This window comes from Bacillus salacetis (assembly GCF_049177075.1).
Classification (GTDB): domain Bacteria; phylum Bacillota; class Bacilli; order Bacillales; family Bacillaceae_B; genus Rossellomorea; species Rossellomorea salacetis_A.
This window is the reverse complement of record NZ_CP185377.1, coordinates 2,271,751-2,290,909: the sequence shown is the minus strand read 5'-3', so window position 1 is coordinate 2,290,909 and position 19,159 is coordinate 2,271,751. Positions and strand designations below refer to the sequence as shown.

Annotated in this window: 12 protein-coding genes; 4 read left to right on the top strand and 8 right to left on the bottom strand. The window is 35.2% G+C overall.

Features of this window, described 5'->3' with window-relative positions; genetic code table 11:
* Positions 1–6: 6 nt before the first annotated feature.
* Genes ACOJQI_RS11850 through dndB form a run of 5 tightly spaced genes read right to left on the bottom strand, consistent with a single transcriptional unit; the run spans position 7 to position 6,192 of the window.
* Positions 7–1,125, bottom strand: coding sequence for a cysteine desulfurase family protein (locus tag ACOJQI_RS11850; protein ID WP_421377986.1), 1,119 nt, complete (start codon positions 1,123–1,125; stop codon positions 7–9).
* A gap of 11 nt (positions 1,126–1,136) precedes the next feature.
* Entirely contained in the window at positions 1,137–1,508 is a 372-nt protein-coding gene (gene dndE / locus ACOJQI_RS11845; RefSeq protein WP_421377984.1) for a DNA sulfur modification protein DndE, read from the bottom strand.
* Between the two features lie 3 nt (positions 1,509–1,511).
* On the bottom strand, positions 1,512–3,491 hold the full coding sequence (dndD, locus tag ACOJQI_RS11840) for a DNA sulfur modification protein DndD (RefSeq protein ID WP_421377982.1): 1,980 nt from the start codon (positions 3,489–3,491) through the stop codon (positions 1,512–1,514).
* A gap of 18 nt (positions 3,492–3,509) precedes the next feature.
* Positions 3,510–5,093, bottom strand: coding sequence for a DNA phosphorothioation system sulfurtransferase DndC (dndC, locus tag ACOJQI_RS11835; protein ID WP_421377980.1), 1,584 nt, complete (start codon positions 5,091–5,093; stop codon positions 3,510–3,512).
* A gap of 1 nt (position 5,094) precedes the next feature.
* Positions 5,095–6,192, bottom strand: coding sequence for a DNA sulfur modification protein DndB (dndB, locus tag ACOJQI_RS11830; RefSeq protein ID WP_421377978.1), 1,098 nt, complete (start codon positions 6,190–6,192; stop codon positions 5,095–5,097).
* Between the two features lie 201 nt (positions 6,193–6,393).
* Between dndB and dptF the strand changes: the two genes are divergently transcribed.
* From dptF to dptH, 3 genes are read left to right on the top strand one after another with little or no spacing between them, the layout of a single operon-like run.
* The gene (gene dptF, locus ACOJQI_RS11825; RefSeq protein ID WP_421377976.1) at positions 6,394–8,697 is read left to right on the top strand and encodes a DNA phosphorothioation-dependent restriction protein DptF; all 2,304 of its coding nucleotides are present in this window, start codon (positions 6,394–6,396) and stop codon (positions 8,695–8,697) included.
* Between the two features lie 6 nt (positions 8,698–8,703).
* Entirely contained in the window at positions 8,704–10,116 is a 1,413-nt protein-coding gene (gene dptG, locus ACOJQI_RS11820; protein ID WP_421377974.1) for a DNA phosphorothioation-dependent restriction protein DptG, read from the top strand.
* Complete coding sequence (gene dptH / locus ACOJQI_RS11815; RefSeq protein ID WP_421377972.1) at positions 10,097–15,430, top strand: DNA phosphorothioation-dependent restriction protein DptH; 5,334 nt, start codon at positions 10,097–10,099, stop codon at positions 15,428–15,430. The genes dptG and dptH overlap by 20 nt, the downstream gene beginning before the upstream one ends.
* A 36-nt stretch (positions 15,431–15,466) precedes the next feature.
* Here the strand turns inward: dptH and ACOJQI_RS11810 are convergent, their stop codons facing one another.
* Genes ACOJQI_RS11810 through ACOJQI_RS11800 form a run of 3 tightly spaced genes read right to left on the bottom strand, consistent with a single transcriptional unit; the run spans position 15,467 to position 18,043 of the window.
* Complete coding sequence (locus tag ACOJQI_RS11810) at positions 15,467–15,835, bottom strand: hypothetical protein (protein ID WP_421377970.1); 369 nt, start codon at positions 15,833–15,835, stop codon at positions 15,467–15,469.
* A 4-nt stretch (positions 15,836–15,839) separates the two neighbouring features.
* A complete protein-coding gene (dndD, locus tag ACOJQI_RS11805) occupies positions 15,840–17,852 on the bottom strand; it encodes a DNA sulfur modification protein DndD (RefSeq protein ID WP_421377968.1) in 2,013 nt (670 codons plus the stop codon).
* Between the two features lie 11 nt (positions 17,853–17,863).
* A complete protein-coding gene (locus ACOJQI_RS11800; RefSeq protein ID WP_421385464.1) occupies positions 17,864–18,043 on the bottom strand; it encodes a DNA modification system-associated small protein in 180 nt (59 codons plus the stop codon).
* A 201-nt stretch (positions 18,044–18,244) separates the two neighbouring features.
* On the opposite strand from ACOJQI_RS11800, the gene ACOJQI_RS11795 reads away from it, so the two are divergent.
* On the top strand, positions 18,245–19,141 hold the full coding sequence (locus ACOJQI_RS11795; RefSeq protein ID WP_421377966.1) for a phosphorothioated DNA-binding restriction endonuclease: 897 nt from the start codon (positions 18,245–18,247) through the stop codon (positions 19,139–19,141).
* Positions 19,142–19,159 lie beyond the last annotated feature (18 nt).

The window sequence follows — 19,159 nt, the reverse complement described above, 5'->3', positions numbered from 1 at the left end:
CTCCTTTTATAATGTTTTGAAAACCAACAAATCTTCCTCAGTAATTAGATGGGAAAGAGAAAATCGAATTGTATTTCTGATTTCTTCTAAAGTTAAACCGATTGATGACAGAACATGGCTCGGTTTACTTGAACTGCATGCAGAGCCAGTAGAAACAGCTATGACAGGAGCCAATTTTTTAACTAGGATTTCATTGTTTACACCCTTGAATTGAACATTCAGAATACCAGGAATTTTATTTATTGTATCATTATTAAATATGATATTTCCACTGAATTTTTCAGTTAGGAGGAAGGTTAGCTGACCTTCCAAACTATTTAATTTAGAGATGTTCTCATTTAGATGATCATTTGCTAATTCTGCTGCTTTTCCCATCCCAACAATGTTATGAACTGCGAGAGTGCCACTTCTAATCCCAGCCTCTTGTCCTCCGCCATGGAGAAGGGGTGTAAAAGGAACAGGAACTCCATATTCATCTCTTTGAATAAAGGATACCCCTGTACCCTTAGGACCATGAAATTTATGGGCAGAACAAGATAAGAAAGAGATACCTGGGAAGTCTTCTAAACTAAATTCTATCTTTCCAACAACTTGGGTTGCGTCAGTATGAAATAACACTCCCTTTTCTTTACAGAGAGCGGATATTTCCTTAATAGGATTCAAGGAACCTAGTTCATTATTTCCCCACATAAGAGAGACTAAAATAGTGTCTGCTTTAAGAGCATTTTCTATCATTCCTAGGGGTACGCGTCCATATTTATCAACATCTAAATATGTTATCTGGAACCCTTTTGTTTCTAAATATTCACACGTGTCTAAGATAGAAGGGTGTTCAGCTTTAGAGGTAATGATATGTTTTCCTTTGGTTTGGTAATAATCTGCAACACCTTTAAGGATCATATTATTCGTTTCTGTTGATCCACTGGTAAATGTTATTTCCTCTGGCTTGCATCCGAGAAGACTTGAAACATTTTGACGAGCTTGTTCAACAGCTTGGTTTGCATTGATTGCTTTTGAATAATACTTACTCGAGGGATTACCAAATTCCTCAAGTAAGTAAGGTAGCATAGCATCTCGTACTTCTGGCAGCAGGGGAGTGGTAGCACTATTATCTAGATATAACAATTTTATCACCCTTATGCATCGATTTTGAGTAGATTGTTCAGTAGTTTATCATAGTTCCCAGCATGACGATACTCGTTTTCAAGTAACTTAATACCTCTATCTAAATGAGCATTAAAGTAGTCAGGGAAATATTCTTCATCTGAGAGGTTTTTCTTTGTATGCTGTCTGATTAAAGCTTTATAAATATAGTCATGCTCACCCGTCATAGCATTCCTGTGAATGTCTACACCGCTTTTGTCTTCAATCAGATCAGGAATTTCTTTTATTCGCAGAGATAAACCAACAGCCAACCGTGAGAGAATATTCCAAGTTAATCCTGTAGAAGCTTGAAGGCTTTTTAATTTTTCTCCGGTATCTTTTGATGTTTTGATTCTAAAATTCATCTCTTAAACCTCCAAGCTCTTAAACGTGAAGTAATTCGGTAAAACTGTAGTTTCTTTTTTATTTACATCAAAGTTTAGAGTGAACTCTCTAGCGGTATAAGAGTGTAATAACTCGTAAGTTTTTTCATCAATTTCTGAATCAGTTGACAGGATGATTACCTGTTTTCCGCTGTTAGGAATATAGTGAGTCAATATACTGCTTTTGTGAGTTCTATCCAATCTTCCTAATAATGTATCGAAAATGAACGGAACGTTTCTTCCTGAGCATTTAAATATTGCCCAGATAATAGAAAGAAGTAAGATCTCTTTTTCACCAGCTGAAAGTGTAGACTTTTCGATTGCTTCTTTATTTTGGTCAAAGAGTGAAACTTCAAAAGTAGATGAATCAATTTTCAGCGACGCAATATAGTGTTGTTTTCTCATCAACTTGTTTAACATGCGCAAAGCTTCCATTTGCACTTCCTGCAACTTCTTCTTTAATTGAATCTCACGGAATTTCCGGCTCAATGAAATAATTTTTTGGGACTCTACAAAAGAGTTTCTGCTCTTTTCTTGGTCTCTAAACATTGTTTCAATATTTTCGATAGAGGAATTAATCTGCAACAAGGAAGTCCGCAGTTCATCTTCTTTCATTTTCTGATCATCTATCTCTTTTGACACGTTTGAAAGCTCTTCATTGAACTTTTCCATTTTCTCCAACATATCGCTGAATTCGGATGAGGAGTCATTCACTTTGAGCTTTTCTCTCAATCCCTGCGCTTCTATTAATTTATCTTTGTTTTCTTGTATCCGCTGCTGATAGAATTCCAGTTTTTGGCCTTGAACCTCTTGATAAACGTTTTCAACTTGCCTGCTTTCTGAAAAGGAAGCCCCATGGATAATTCCTGTCTCATCAGATGGTTTAACAGTGGAAAGGATTTCATCTTTCAAAAGCTGATTTTTTGTTTCATCATTTTTAAGTTGCAGCTTCTCTAAGATCGCTGAAATCTTATCTCCTGTAAGCTGTTCGTTTAGTGATGAATATAGTTGGAATTTCTCTTCGTCAACTAATTGCTCACGAGTCTCATTAACGAGCTCTTTTGCCAGGAAGAAGGGAAGAGAGTTTGCAACAAATAGCCTTATTGCTTCATGGTTTTGCTTTCTCTCGTTTTCAATATTATTGATCTCCTGATTTAGATGCTCTCTCTCATCACGTACCAGCCCGCCATGCACTTCAAAATCAGACTTCACATTACTGTAATCTTCCTCTATCTGTTCTTGCTTTTGGAAGAGAGAGTGTAAGTGAGTCTCGACATTGGTTAATTGGTTATTTAATTCAAGTCTCTGTTGTTTTAAGTTCAGCAATTCTTGTTCTTGTTTGTTAAGTGAAGAGAGCTGTGAGTCCTGCTGGCTGTAAGATTCTAAGTCAGTTTCCAAAACTTCAAATAAGTCTAGGTTAAACAACACATTTGTGAGGTTTTCTATATAGCTGGATAACAAATTATTGTTTATAATTCTTGAAATCTCTTCACCATCAAATAAACACAAATCTAAAAGGTGAGGCGGCATTATTTCTTTAAGTCTTGAATTGAAAATATCTTTCTCATATTCGTTTAGATGCTTCCCATCTTTTAATACGTCAAATGCTTCTTTGATGTTTCCATTTTGGAATTTCCAGCTGCGATATAGTGAATATTCAGCTTTAGAAAGTTCGTCCGTAATATCAAAATCTAATCTTAAACGAAAGTTATTTTCACCAATGGCTTTGGCTGAATGGTTCAAGAGTGACTCCACTTTCTTGAAGTATTCCTTGTTTTCTGTCTTGTAACCATATGCAAAAGAACCAAAAAGCCCCATCTTGATTGAATTTAAGAAGGTTGTTTTTCCCGCACCGTTTTCTCCGCCTATTAAGATAGTGTTGTTTTCTTTTGTTGTACTCAGGTCGATAGAATGCATTCCCCGGTATGGCCCTATATTAGTAAGCTGAATTTTTTTGATATACATTGTAAAACCTCACAATAATTAAAGATGTAGGTAATCCTGTTTAAGCGCCTTCGAGATTTCATCCATTAATCCACGGCGAACCTTAAATCCTGAAAAATCTTTTTCTATAGATAGCAGTTTCTTAACTACTTTAATGTCAACCTTATACTCATCACATAGAAGTTCTAAATCTGAGACTTGATCCTTTTTGAATAGGGGACGATCATCCACTTCCCAATCAAGGTCATAGCCCATAACTTTATTGAAGATTTGAGGGACATGATCATCCCAATCACCTTTTTTATACCAAACTTTCCTAATGGCCTTTAGTTCGTCTTCTTGAATTAATTCATAATTTGGATCATCAGGGTGCTGCAACTGCTTTTGAACTCTTAAAAGGTTTTCTAAAATTTCTCTTCTTGTTTCCATTGTGAATGGTCCGAGACCAAGCTGGGCCAGTTTTTCTTCATTAGTATCATCGTCGAAATAGCTAACTAGAATCATATGATCACCATTTGCACTCAGGTCAATCTTATTATCATCTAAATACTCTTTAAGCTTATCTTTTTCTACAATAGTATATTGGTCCAAAGGAATAAGTTGCTTAGGTCTGCTGCCTTTTTTGGCGATCAAATGATGTGGAACCCCATCAATATCTTCAACTTTAATGTCCTTAAAATAGATTTGACCATTCATTCTATATTTCATTCGTCTGCTGCGGTCATCTCTAATAGATGAAAGCCAGTTACGGAAATTCAGTAAAGGTTTCATCCAGTCATGTCCGCTCTGGATAAATCCTGAGAGAGCCTTATCTTCGTTCACAACCGTACAAACCCAGCATCCGAATCTGCTGTTACCGCATGAGCCTGCAGACTCTTTTACAGTCTTATCTACTACTAGAGGACATTCTCCGCTACTTGAATCTTGATACAGTCGATGGAGTTCAAAGTTATCGTCACCCCAAGGAGAAGGGTTACTAAGTAAGTAATCCCAAACATCATCTAAAGAGAAACGCTTGATAGGCGCATAAACATAAGCATTTGATAAAGTTGAATGACGCATAAGAACTTTACCTTCAACGGTGTGAGAACGAATAACATTAGCTCTTGTAGCGCTTTCGTCTTCTCTAACACCCAATACCATAATTACTTCTCCAAATGAGCTGACCTTGTCTGTGATGAACTGATTAGCAGGGTCTATTTTTAACCGGTCTGTACACCATCTGAACTGTTGGTTAGGGGAAGGGTAACCCTTGCCGATAATATTCAACCAGAATGACTGTTCTACAACAGGTTTTACTTTATGTGTTTCTATAGGCAGCCCTAATTCCAGTGCTTTTTCCTGGATCTTTCTTAATGTTTGGTTAATCGATTGGATAATCAATGGTGTTTCCACAAGTGTATCGGAAGAAATAACATATATTTTCTTTGTTAACTCTTCAGCAGGCAGCTCTTTAAGTGCTTCAAAAACAAGCTGCACTACAACAGTGGAGTCTTTTCCGCCGCTATAACCGACAACCCAAGGACGTTCATCAGATAAATATACTTTTTTAATCTCGTCTTTAGATTCCTCTAATACCGTTTTTTCCTCATTAAAAAGACTTGAAATGATTCCTTCACTCATATTACATTTCTCCCTGTTTAAATTTATTCTCAGTAGTCTGTTCATTTTCTAAAAGAGGCAATTTTAGTAAGTTCTTAATCTTATTCGTTGTCAGTTGAATTGTAAGGTTTGTTTTTTGAATACGGCCGTTTGAATTAAAAGCTCTGCCCAGCCAGGATTCTGTGTTTTCTCTGTTCCAATCTATATCTGATAGTTTATGAATATATTTTTTCCAGTCTTCCTGATGATACTCTCTTAAATATCTCCCTAAAACACCGATCGCTTCTATGAAAACTCCATGTCCAACAATAAAGTTAGCTCTAAGTTCTCTAGGGGATAATTCTTTATTTAAGACTTGGTTCCATTCCTTGATAGAGTCAGTTAGAGCTTCCCAGAATTCAAAAAGGAACTTCTGGTCATCATTTGAAATTTGATCTCCTTTGCTCTTTCCTAATAACTTAAGATTAGTGTTAAAAATATGATTCAAAGCTAATATTTTTGGAGAGTTCTTCGACAATGAAACTCTTTCTCTATCTGTATAGCGTTTAAGCAATGGAATTTCAGTAACCAATTCTTTAGTCACAAGTGATAGTTTATCACGATGGTCATATAAGATACCAATAGAAGATGTTGTATTTACCGCATGACGGTTAAGGTCTGAAAAGATTTGTTGTGACTTGGTCAGACCTTCATCATGATAAAAAACAACTGATATAGTTTCTGACCCAATTTCTGGAGATACTTTCAAAGCTTCTTCAATTGCAGCCCGGCGATGCTGGCCATCATTAATTAGAAACCTTGAATCCAGCGAAATTCTCAGCTGGCCTAAATCCTTTGATGATGGTTCCTCACTAAAAGAAACAAATTCTATTTCCCCATCTATCGAAGCAGTAAGGGATGAAAAGACATAATCATGGTTATTCTCAACTATGTAGTTGGTGATTTCAGGAATCCTTGATTTGTTTAAAATTCTTTGAGCTCTGTGTTCTGGCGGGATTTCATCTTCATCGAACAAGAAAATCTTAGGGATAATTCTCAATGGGCACATCGCAACATAGTACTCTTTATTTGCTTGTACTCCCCGGATGGCAGGAAAACTATAACTAAATGCTGCATCCATATATAACACCTCCGAATTACGTACGTAATTTCATGACTTGATTATATACTTTTAAGTTGATTTATACAATGAAAAAGGCGAACTTTTATTCGGTTTTATACAAAATTGGATATAATTTTACAATCTAAGGGACCTTCGCTAAAAATCAGGCAGGTTATGTGATAAAATCAGGATATTAGAATAGCATTCGGAGTGATGAATATGGTAAATCAAACTATACACTTTTTAAGTTTTCTCGAAGACATAAATCCAGTAGCAGCAAAAAATGCAAAGAAGATGGAAGAGCTGTTATATGAGGATCCAGGCAGTTCTATAGTGAAGGCACGATTGTTTGCTGAAGCTATCCTAAATGAAGTGTTTAAATTGGAAAACATAGATGCGCCGTATGTGTCTACTCTTTTTGAAAAAATCTCCTATCTTACAAGAGAAGGATATATAAAAAGGCAAGTACAGCAATCTTTTGATACTATTCGTCTGTCTGGAAATAAAGCAGCACATGATGGGAATTTTAGTGACATTAGTGAAGCCTTTAAGTTACATAAGGAAATGTATAATGTGGGTGTTTGGTTCTATGAGGTGTATTCTTCACAAGAATTGAAAATTCCAGTTTACGATACTCCCAAGCCACCTAGGAAGGAAGAAAACATTGAGGAGTTGGTGAGAAAGCAAGTTCTTGATCTGTTGGGTTCCAATTATATTGGAGGGAAACAGGATAATAAGGATGAAGAGGCGGTACCTACCAAAAATCCTGTTGAGCCTGCGAAACTAGAAAATACAGGAGAAGTCTCCCTTCTAAAAAAAGATCTACCTAGAGGAGAAAGCTATTTATTACGTGAATTAAAAAGGTTGAAGGATTCTTCTCAGGAAGCAATTGAAAATGCAAGTCAATTCAGTGCTTTCAAGGACTACCTTCATGTCGATCGCAGAATTCAGTTGGACCTAGAGCGTATTTTGGAAGAACAATCCGCGAAGGATACAGGTAATCTAATTTTACTCTGCGGGAGCGTGGGAGATGGTAAGTCGCATTTACTAGCTTATCTTAAAAAGAAAAAGCCTCATTTAATTGATGAATATACAATATTTAATGATGCAACAGAGAGTTTTTCTCCAAACAAAAATGCAATGGAAACTCTCGCGGAAGTATTGAACAGTTTTTCTGATCAAAACATTAATGATTCTAATGAGAAAGTTATTTTAGCAATAAACATGGGAGTCCTACACAACTTTATCAATACGAAGCATGAAAAGTACTCTTATGAGCAGTTAAGAGAATTTGTGGAAAAGAGTGATCTGTTTTCACAAAATATAACAACATTTTTCAGTGAAGGGTCTTTTGATTTGTTAAGTTTTGGTGATTATCATTCATACGAACTTACTGAAAATGGTCCCACATCCACATTCTTTTCAACCTTAATGGAAAAAGTCTTTTCTGAAAGTAAGGACAATCCATTTTATGAAGCTATGAGAGTAGATGAGGCAAATAGTGTAAGAACTATTGTTCATGAAAACTTCCAGTTAATGCAGAATGAATTTGTACAGCAGCAAATTGTTCAATTAGTTATTCAAACAATAGTAAAAAGCAAGTTGGTAATCTCGGCGCGGGCTTTCTTGAACTTCATTGCTGACATCATAATACCAGATGAAGTGAAAAACATTAAATTAGTTACAGAATTCGAAGCATTGAAGGATTCAACGCCGACCCTTCTATTTAATAGAAGAGAACGATCTGTTTTACTAAACGCATTAAATGGAGTGGACCCCATTCACAACAGATCCATCTATATTGACCAGGTAGTTATTGACCTTAATACCCTAAGTGACTGGGAGGGGTTAATAAAAGAGAATATTAAAGATAATACTCCAATCAAGTGGCTTAATCCATTTATAACTAATGAAAACTTAAGTGACTATTCATTTAATCTATTTTTTGAATCTTTTATTAGATTAGCTTACTTGACCAATAAGGAGTTCGCATCGAATCTTACTGATTCAAGTTACAGTGAGTTCACTAAAAACCTGTTTTATTTTAATGTAGGGGAAAAAAGAAAAATCAAAGGTTTTTATGATGAGATTAAAAAGGCAATTTTCAATTGGAAAGGGAGTCCCAAGAGGGGATATATCTATCTAAATAAACCAGATGAAAAGTTCCGTTTAGCACAAAAACTTAACTTAAGACCTACAATTGAACATTTAAGCACTAGGACTGAGGAGCAGCTAGATTCTTTTAAGTCAACTATTCTCTTAGCATATCATGGGGGTAATGCTGAAGATAAAATTTATTTAGAAATAGACTTCCAGTTGTATCAATTACTTGTAAAGGTACAGCAAGGTTATCGTCCCAATAAAAAAGATGAAGAAGATGCAATTAAGTTTGTGGAATTTATTGAAAAGGTAATGGCTTTCGGAGAGAAAAGAAATGAAATGCTTATCCATTATCCAAATGACAAAAAGTACTATGCGATCAAAAAGGACGACTTTGGAAGTTTCGTATTTGAAAGGGAGTAATAGACGGTGATAGAGACTTTGGATAGAGATTATCTTAGAAATCATTTACAAGATAAAAATAAACATGATGTGGGAAACGTTCGGGATGTCCTGCCTTTTTTGTCAAAGAGAACCAGGGCAATCAGAGGTAACTTTAATAAAGTACTGGGAGAGTATATCCGCTTTTTATGTCAAATGGAAATAGACAAAAAGTCTATCAAAAAGAAGGATTTCTATTCATCAGCCGATGAAAATGACCTAAGTGAACATATTGCTTCCAAAGTGGACTTTATGGATGATGAGGAGGCTTCAGATGATTTTATAAGGTTTCTGGATCAGTACTTATTCAGTAAAGAGGAAATTAAGCCAATTCATCCCTACCTATTTAATTATATTACTTATGAAGATAAACAAAAAAATGAATTTAAAAAGTATGCTCATTTTATGGGGGATACTTTAGCGGCCGATAATAAGAAGCTTAGAGAAATATTTAAGAATAAAAATGCAGAAGACATCCTTACTGAGCTTATTCTGAGCCAGCTTGATGCTTTGAAAGAGACTAAACCATCAGATAGACAGTATCAGCAGCTTTTAAATCCTTTAATTGAATGCTACCAGGATGACCTTTTATATTTGAGTAAGTATAAAGATTATTTCTTGGCCTCTTTTCCAGTACTGACTCACTTCTATACTCTAATGTATTCCTGTCAATTATTATTAAAGTTTGAACAATTCACTAAAGCAAACTTTGATGAAGTGCAGCCATTGTATTTTGCGTTGGAATGGGAAGCGATCAGTAAGAGAAGAAAAGCAGCAGATGACTTAGAAGGGTTTAAGTTCATAAAGGAAAAAGCAAAGAATTTATTTCCTCATATTCATACAATTTCACACTTGAGCCATAATTCCTTAAACAAAGAAACATCTGACGATAAATATGAATTTATTCCCTACAGTATTCTTTATAAGAAAATCCAAGACAGGGGAGAAGCATTTGAAAAGGATTTTCTTAAGGAGTTAAAAGGTTGGATAAATGATTATAAAAGCCTGTCATTTACAGGAGTTTCTATTCCTGACAATTCACAATCAATCCCTGAGGCTTTTGAAGTCTTATTTGATTGCTTGAAGGATGGAATGAGCACGGGGGTTTGTGAAAAATATGGCGGAAATATTGAAGATTTGGCGTCTAACCAATTCCTCAAAAGCAGGGGAAGCTTAGGGCAAGTGCTAAACCTTAAACATGACTTTCTGCTTCTGATAACAGCGGTTTCTGTTAAAGATAAAAGGATTCCATTGAACGATTTATTTAAGGAATTTGAAAAACGCGGTATCGCGTTAGACCGTTATTCTAAAAAGGAAGTAGTAAAGTTATTTGACAACTTAAATATTATCGACAAAAAAAGTGATAGTGGTGATGCTCAGTATGTCAAACCAATTTTATAATTATATAGCTTCAATACTTAAAGATTTCTTTAAAGAAACCGGGATAAACAATGGAGACAGATATTACCTGCAATTAGATAGTCATTCAGATGTGGAAGCTCTGGTTGAATCATTAAAAAATATTGAGAGTGCTAAAAAGTTTGAGTACAAACATGAACTGGGTGAGAAGTATGTTACTTTTTCCATTCCATTTCATGATAAACAATTAGTAGTTGCTCATACATCTGCTGATGTTAAACCTGACTTCTTAGTAACCTTAAGGAACTTAGTCGGGGAGCAAAATGGAGTTTGGAAAGACACCGCCTTACTAAGTATAGTTTCTGAACAATTAGATTCCATTCAAGGAGGAAGCAGTGACCTGCAGAAGGAAGGCATGCCTCTACATCCATCTTCGATCTTTAAGAATTTGAAGTATGAAATTGAACATAGCGTTCTCGAAAAGGTAGATCGCATCATTCTCTTAGATAACTTGGAGAATCTTATGAAAGAGCAATCCTTCCAGCAAATCACAATTTTTGAATTCGAAGATATTTTTTCTACATTGGAAAAAGGATCAATCAATGATAATGAATACTATAAGTATGGTATTTTTAAGGACCCCGACCTGGATTCATTTAAAGGTAAAGAGCAGCAAGCAAGAATCAATGAAAATAGAGAGCTATATGATTTTGTCCGGAAGGTTCATGATTTTGGCTTGGGAGAAGAGGAATTGGAAAAGAGATTCTCTCCTCAGGGGGTAAAAGACTTAAAGGATGAAAATTGGAAGCAAGTGGCGTTTCCAAAAGTTCATAAGTTTCATGAAGATTATAAAAAGCTAAATAAAAAGAAAAAAGTTGAATTAGAATCAATCAAAGTCAGCGACAAACTGATCAATTGGAACAGACCATTTAAAGAGACAGCCGCCGGTAACAGAAAAAGACATATCATTGTTTTTAATCCCGAAAACAAAGAAAGCATTAACCTTCAGATCAGTTTTCAATTAAGCGGTAGTATTACAAGTTTATCGGAAGAATTTCTAACAGTTCCTAAAGAGTTTAAAGATTCATCAACTGTTGAAGTGAAAAAATCGAATATCTTTGCAAATATAATAACCAAACATGAAAAAGCGTCTTATCTTAAGCTGGCATATAAACATGACAGGAAGTCTACCCTTGGTGCAGAGCTATATATAGCTGTTTTGCCAATCGATCCGATTTATTTAGATAAATACAAATCAACATATTCTGTAGACCCTATATTAAGAACAATAGGATTACAATATGAGGAAGAAGTATTGACCTTTGGTCAAGGGATGGAAAAGAAAAAGCTTCAAATAGAATCAGAAATGCAAACAGTTGTGGTTACACAAGATCAGCAGCTTACAATTGAACCTCTTCCCGAATCCTTTAATGATGAAGATGAATTAATTATAAAAGCTCAATTTGATAATACTATTGTGTTACTTAAGTTAAAGAATGAGCTTCCGGAATCAATGCCAATTACCGGCCAGCGTTTGTGGAAGTTAATTCGTGAAACAGGTCAAGATGTAAAGTGGATTAGAGACAATAATAGACTTATTTTGGAAAACAGGGAGTTTTATTTTCACTCCGAATATAAACAGTATTTTGAATGGGAAGATGAATGGGTCGAACAAGGGATCAAGCATGCGATCTTTGAGTCCGATCAGTTAATTGAAAAAGATATTGTATTAAACGATGAACTGAGAGAAGCTTTCAGCCGTTTTATTAATTACTTTAAAAGGTTGGAAAGCATTCCAAGTTTAACTTCTGTTTCCGACGAATTAAGAGAGAGGTCTATCACATATATCAATGCATATCTAAAGGAAGTTAAAGGTTTTGTAACGGGAACACCTGCTGGAAAAAAAGGCATGGATTTGTTCAAATTAGGAACTATTCATTCTTCTAACATGGTTTACTTTACACCTTTTCATCCCTTGATGGTTGCATATAAGTTAAAAGTGTATAACCTGCTGGGAAATGAAGAAATAGAAAATAGTATCTTAAATCGTTTAAGTCCGGATGCGCTTGTTCCATTCATATATGATGAAGATGAGACGTTATATAAACCAGATTACCAGCAGGCCGCTTTGGATTGGTTGACATTTAAACCTGTTAATCAAGTATCCGTTTCTGATGCGAACCAATACCTTGCTAAAGTAGTAAGTGATAAAATATCACAATTCAAAGAACATTTCTCATACTTATTTATAGAGAGTTCCCTGGCTCCATTGCAGATTAATGTCATTAATATCGTCAATGACAGTGAAGTATTAAAAGGGATAATACATTGGATGCTGAAGGTAATCGACCGAGAAGGAATTGATTACTTAAAACCTGTGGAAGTTACTCTATATAATGATGAAGAGATCGAGAGTGCATTTGATTTATATGCACGTACAGAATCAGTTGAAAAAATGGAAGAGCTATTTGATATTAAATTAAAGTTGAAGGATTTAGATGAAGAGGATGTCCTAAGAAGAATAAGACAAAATTTATTTTTCTATAAACAAGCAATTGGCGATGAATATAAATATGCACATATCTCTTTTTATAAGATGAAAGCTCAAGAAAAATATGCAGTCCAGCCAATGAAAGATATGACATCCGGTATTTCGCTTGATGGGCTATACTCAAGTGTTCCTTCAATGAAAGATCAAGAGAATTACAAGAGTGGATTTGGGACAAAATCTTATTCCATTGGTCAGGAAAACTTACTGACATCCACTTCTTATTATGTCAATGAACTGGCAGCAAATTTACGAAATAGCGGGAATGATAGTTATCGTAAAGAAGAAGCCATATTCTCAAGAACGACAACAACCGATGAAGAAAACCTAGAAAAAATCTTTAAATCTTCTTATTGGGTTACTTTTGTAGATCCTTCTATTGATTTGGATTTCTTCAATCAATATGATGGCAACCTTGTGGTCATTCATTACAGTGATCAATATTCTTCATCAAGCCGCTTCGATGCAATAACAGTAACCGATAAGTCACAACAATATTATGCCGTAATTAAAGAATTTCTTGCTCAGAAGAATGTCGAAGGAACAGATGAAAATGTTCTCAACACTATCAAGGCTTTTAATACCTTTAATGGTGAATGGCTGCTGAGAATCATAGGAAGTAAAGGACATTATGACCGTGAAAAGCTAAGCATCATCTCCGCTATCAAATTCTCGGTGTCCTACTTCGACCACCCTGATATTACTTGGGTACCTATTTCATTAGAAGAAGTGCTGAGGGTAGCAGGTGCCGTCAGTCTAAGTAAATCGGATGGGATTTTTACAGCAAAGAATTTAGGAGTCAAGGGAAGCCATAGTGACGATCTATTATTAATCGGACTTGAACAAAAAGACAAAAGTATTTCTCTTCATTTTTATCCTGTAGAAGTGAAGATTGGTTTAAATAAAGGAACAGTGCTTGATAAAGCAAGAAAACAGGTAAAACAAACCAAACAGCTATTCGAAGATACACTAACAGGAGAGACTGGAGAAACTTTTACTGGTAAATTCTATCGTAACTTCTTTGCTCAACTTCTTATATCGAATGCACAAAAGCTGCAGCAAAGTGACTTCTGGACAGAAAAAGGCTATGACTTACCGGAGTCAGTTATTGAGAAGTTGTTAAAAGATGACTACACAGTATCAAATACATTATCCAGTTATATTGGAGATGGAGCAATCCTGTCATTTCAGAAAGATGCCCATCATCGGAGTGCAACGGTTGACTCAGAAGTTCTTCTGTTGAATCTTACAGAAAGTGATGGATATGAAGGGCTTGTAAGGCCTATCAAGGAATTACGTGATTGGATTCAGGAAGAGGAAAATGATTTCGTAAAAGAAGATATGTTATCTTACAGCTACAATTTGGAGGCTCTTCCAGGGGAGAAAGATACCCCAGACCAGCCGCAATCTACATCAGAGGTATCTGCCGATTATGAAGCGGTGGATGTAACTATTCCTGAAGAGACCAATACAGACAGTGAGCCTGCAGGTGAAATGTCACCATTAGAATCTGAACCTTCTCGAGGAGATCAAGAGGTGGATCAAGATCAAATAGATGAGAGTAAGCATGAAACAAGCACTACAGGCAGTGAGCTAGGCGAAAATAATATACCATCAGACTCAGAAAATACTCAAGCAGACCAAATGGCGGAAGAGTCACCAACAGGCAGTGACACAATTATCAATCTGGAAGATACCAGGATCCTTATTGGTAAGGCAGAGAACTCAAACCGCGATATCTATTGGGAGTTCGGAAATAAGGGACTTGCTAATAGACATTTACTGATATCAGGAAAATCAGGGCAAGGTAAAACCTACTTTATGCAATGTCTGCTACTCGAAAAGTCAAAGATGGGCATTCCAAGTATCATTATTGATTATACAGAAGGGTTTTTGCCAAACCAGCTGGAAGAGGAGTTTGTTACAACCTTAGGGCCAAAGCTAAAGCAAAAGATCGTATACAGTGAGAAGCTTCCTATTAATCCATTTGAAAAGAATGTCCGGGATATAGGAGGAATTCAACTTCCTGAATCTAATACAGACATTGCTGAGAGAGTGAAGAGTGTTTTTGCTTCCGTTTATAAATCACTCGGGATTCAGCAACAAAATGCTATTTATGAAGCTATACTGAATGGACTTGAGCGGTATGATGATCAAATGAGTCTATTGAAGTTAAAAGAAATGCTCGAGGAAGATGGAAGCAATTATTCCAAGACAGCACTATCGCAAATCAGGCCCTTAATTGACCGGGACCCTTTCAGTACAGAAAATACAGTAAACTGGAAGGACATAGTGAGTAGCAATGGAGAGGTTTATATTATTCAGTTAACCGGCTTCCCGCGTGATGTTCAGTTAATGATCACGGAGTTTATCTTATGGGATCTGTGGAATTATTCGGTGAAGCATGGATCTAAAAATCATCCAATGCCAGTAATAATGGATGAAGCGCAAAACTTGGATCATACTGAAAAATCTCCTTCTGCGAGAATACTTACGGAAGGAAGAAAGTTTGGCTGGTCAGGGTGGTACGCTACTCAGTTCTTGAAGTCTCAATTGGATTCAGACGAGTTAGCCAGGCTGCAGAATTCGTCTCAAAAAGTGTACTTTTCTCCACCAGAGCAGGAAATATCCAGTATAGCGGGCAGTTTATCTAAAGATAATAATGAGAAAAAACAATGGGAAAATAAATTAGCTTCATTGAAAAAAGGGCAGTGTATTGTACATGGACCGGTCCTAAAAGATAACGGAGAACTATCCAATCCAACTATTACGGTAGTTGATATTACTTCACTTTCAGAGAGAATATAAAAGAAACACCCTCGCCAAATCAGCGGGGGTGTTTTGTTATAGAATCATTAATCGAAAATCTTCCATGGATGTTTTGTTTTCATGTAGCTTATCAACTAAGCGCAGTCCATGCTCTATGAAGGTAAGCATAGCATTATGAAGTTCTTCATCAGTTAATGGTTTATTAAGCTCATTGATAATCAGATGTTTAAAAAGAACAAACTCTCTATCTTTAATAATGTTATCAGGAATTGTCCATTTATTTTTACCAGTAGAATAATCTGCATTAAATGCATCACTGGATTCTGCAATACCTTTGGCTAAAGCAATCTTTAACGCCTGAGGTCGGTCAACTTCCAATAAATCAACCATATTATCTAAGATACTTTTTCCTTTTTCAGAAAGGGACATTTTTCTGTTTGCCATCTTCTCACTCCCTCACAAAGTCAAAATATCCGTCTCTAATAACAGTATATTTTTCCTTTTCATTATAATCCAGCATGTATTGTTTATAAGAGGAGTTTTTCATTAAATCTACATATTCTTCCGTGATCTCTGTATCAGTCGATAAAATAATTACTTGTTCGCTTAATTCTTTATAATAGTGGTTGATCAAATGATTTCGGTGATAGCTGTCCAACCTTCCTAATGGAGTATCAATTACCATAGGAAGCGACAAGTCCGATGCTTTAGTAAGAGCCCAGATTAAAGCTGAGGAGATCATTTGCATCTCACCAGCTGACCTTTCTTGGATGCTAATTTCTTGCATGCGATCACTGTATAGTCGGATAGAATATGTCTCTATATCAAACTCGATTTTTCCGAACTCATCTTGTTTTCTGAAAAGAACTTTCAGCATCTTGGAGAATTCTTCTTTGATGAATTCTGCTTTCATTTTGGTCACTTCTGAAATGTACTCTTCCATAGCAGCAAGAGTTCTTTCAACATTCCTTAATTGCTCCTGCAGTTCCTCACTATTCCCATCTTTGTCACTTAAGCGGGTAAACTTATTTTTCAGGTTTGTTCTTTCATCAATATGTTTATTTAGTTTATTTACTACAACCCTGAATTTTGTATCAATTTCACCTAATGCTCTAACTAACATATCAATTTTTTCATTTTCATTATCTAAGTTAACTGCTTCTGGTGCATTACGTATTTCAGTTTCTAATGTTTCATACTCTTGTGAAAGTTTCTCAATTTTGTTTATATAGTGTGTTACTTGATGTTTGTCTTTAGTAGACAAGGAGATTAAATAGTTATAGTCTTTATTAGAAATATCATGGATCTCCTGAAAGTCTTTATCCACGTAATTTCTAATGTCATTTTCCTTGATCCATATTTCCTCTCCAAGTTCTTTAATTTGCATTAACTGTTCAGGTGAGAGGGGAGGATTGATTGATTTATTTAGTAATTGGTTAATGAAGTTCCTGTAAGGAGACAGAGAAGCATTTTGTAAAATTCTTTTATGACTAGCCTCGTTTTCTTTCTTGAGTCGAGTTTTTAATTTACTGATCTTATCTCCTAATATGATATTAAGGACATTATCTGAATAAAAAGAACTGTATTCCTTTTTAGCTAGATCCATTTCGGTTGCAACCCGGGTTTGTTTCTTAACAATCACTTCTCTGGACTTGGAATTTTGGGTCAGCTTTTCATTTCTTTCTTTTTTGGCCGCATCAATAAGCTTGAGTTGGTGTTGTCGTTTTGACTGTAATTTCTCTTTCTTTTCTTCATATTTAGCAATCACATCATTTAATTCAATAAGTTCTTTTTCTGCATTCTTCAAGCTTGAATGACTAACAGAGCGAGCCAGTTGCTTTTCCATCGACTGTTTTAACACAACCAGATCCTTTAAAAGCTGCTTATAAGATTCCATTCCAGTAATTTTATGAATTGCTTCTTTCATTTCCTGGCTATTTTGTCTGAGGATAATATCCTTAATTTCCTCGCCATCAAAAATGAAGAAAGGGGCAGCATGATAGGGGATAATCTTATCAATTAACCTATTAAAAACTTCAATATTTTCTATACGAGCATGCTTGGAACGAGTAGATCCAGGACGCTTAATTTCCAAAGCTCTCTCTTCAAGGGACAGTCTCTTTAATTGGTCAAAGTGCCATTTTACTTTTAAATGCCACTCTTCTCCAGAATCAAGCTCTATAACCAGTTTAACAGCACACTTACGTCCACCCTCATTGAAGTAAGTGTTATTAATGATATTGGCAAATAACCGTTTGTATTCAGTTTGAGACATTCCTCTTTCACCAAATAGAACGTACAAGATTGCTTTGAGAATAGTTGTTTTACCTGCTCCATTTAATCCTCCAAGGAGGATTATATTCTTACCCTCTTTTCTTTCGAATTCGGGAATATATAAATTCACTTCCTGAACTCCATAATAAGTTTTATAATTATCAAATTCCAATTTCTTTAATAACATAGTGACTCACCTCAGTTCTTTTCCTTAAAGTGAAATTCTATTAGGTTCTGGTACTCCTTAACTCTGGCAGCTTGTGAGTTATTTTCATAAGCCTCATCTTTTGCCATTTTCATTAGTGCTTTTCCAAGTTTAGTTGGAATACCATTTCGTGCACATACTTTTGACATCAATTCTATTTCTCTTATTTTCATTTTATTCAATGTAATTACACCTGCTTTATTTATCGATAAAAGTCATAAATTGTCTATTTTACTATTTTACTATATTTACAAGTGGAATAGTACCTATGAAAATAAGTAACATTAATTTACAATCAACTTGTATACAGTTTAATAAAATATTGAGTGATAAAAACTTCAATTGCAAAAGTGGATATAAAGGCAGGGATATAAATGAAAGCAATTTTAGATGAATTTTTAATACAGATTGACTTAATAAATGTAAATATAAATGGTGGTAAACCAGCGCTAAAAAAACCACTTTGTTTATTATTGTTAATATCAAAGTTTGAGCATCAGTTGATTAAAGAAAATAAGATCAGGTTTACCGATATAGAAAAGGAGTTAGGGGAGTTAATTATAACCTTTGGAGGAAGACCGAATAAAAGTGGTCCTAAAGCCAATCAGCCATTTCAATATATGAACAGTTCAAAATTTTGGAAACTTATTTTACCTTCTGGTGTTGAAATGACTCATAAAAGAGATTTATCAATAAAAATATTACGCGATCAAGAGACATTTGTTCAATTAGACGGTGAGATATTTGAAATGCTGAAGACATCTAAAGAATTTAGAGCAATAGCTGCAGATTTTATTGTGAAAAAATGGTGGCCAGAAACGATTCAAGAGGAAATCATTTCAACTCTATCATTGCCTATATATATGCCATTCTCATTTAAACCACAAAGAAACAAGGAATTTGCCGAAATTGTCTTATCAAATTTCCGCTACAGATGTGCAATTTGTGGTTTTAATGCAACCTTCAATAAACACCACTTCGGATTAGATGGAGCACATATTAAATGGTTTTCACAAAACGGACCAGATCACATTAAAAATGGATTGGCCTTATGTAAAATTCACCATTGGGCCTTTGATAAAGGAGCCATGTCAATTTCTCCTGACAAATTTACAATAGAAGTTTCGCCGCTTTTTATTGGAAGAGATAGTAAGAGCATAGAAATTATTGAATCATTTAACGGGAGAGAAATATTTCCTTTTAAAGAAGAAACACCTGATGAAAAATATTTAAAGTGGCATCAAGATTTTATTTTTCTCCAACAGAATTAAACTTAGTTAAAAGCGCAT

Excerpts from the sequence above, each read along its gene's own strand:
- ACOJQI_RS11795 (WP_421377966.1), top strand. The coding sequence starts at position 18,245 with ATGAAAGCAATTTTAGATGAATTTTTAATACAGATTGACTTAATAAAT.
- dptF (WP_421377976.1), top strand. The coding sequence starts at position 6,394 with ATGGTAAATCAAACTATACACTTTTTAAGTTTTCTCGAAGACATAAAT.
- dndC (WP_421377980.1), bottom strand. The coding sequence starts at position 5,093 with ATGAGTGAAGGAATCATTTCAAGTCTTTTTAATGAGGAAAAAACGGTA.
- ACOJQI_RS11810 (WP_421377970.1), bottom strand. The coding sequence starts at position 15,835 with ATGGCAAACAGAAAAATGTCCCTTTCTGAAAAAGGAAAAAGTATCTTA.
- dndD (WP_421377968.1), bottom strand. The coding sequence starts at position 17,852 with ATGTTATTAAAGAAATTGGAATTTGATAATTATAAAACTTATTATGGA.
- dndE (WP_421377984.1), bottom strand. The coding sequence starts at position 1,508 with ATGAATTTTAGAATCAAAACATCAAAAGATACCGGAGAAAAATTAAAA.
- dndD (WP_421377982.1), bottom strand. The coding sequence starts at position 3,491 with ATGTATATCAAAAAAATTCAGCTTACTAATATAGGGCCATACCGGGGA.
- dptH (WP_421377972.1), top strand. The coding sequence starts at position 10,097 with ATGTCAAACCAATTTTATAATTATATAGCTTCAATACTTAAAGATTTC.
- ACOJQI_RS11800 (WP_421385464.1), bottom strand. The coding sequence starts at position 18,043 with ATGAAAATAAGAGAAATAGAATTGATGTCAAAAGTATGTGCACGAAAT.
- dndB (WP_421377978.1), bottom strand. The coding sequence starts at position 6,192 with ATGGATGCAGCATTTAGTTATAGTTTTCCTGCCATCCGGGGAGTACAA.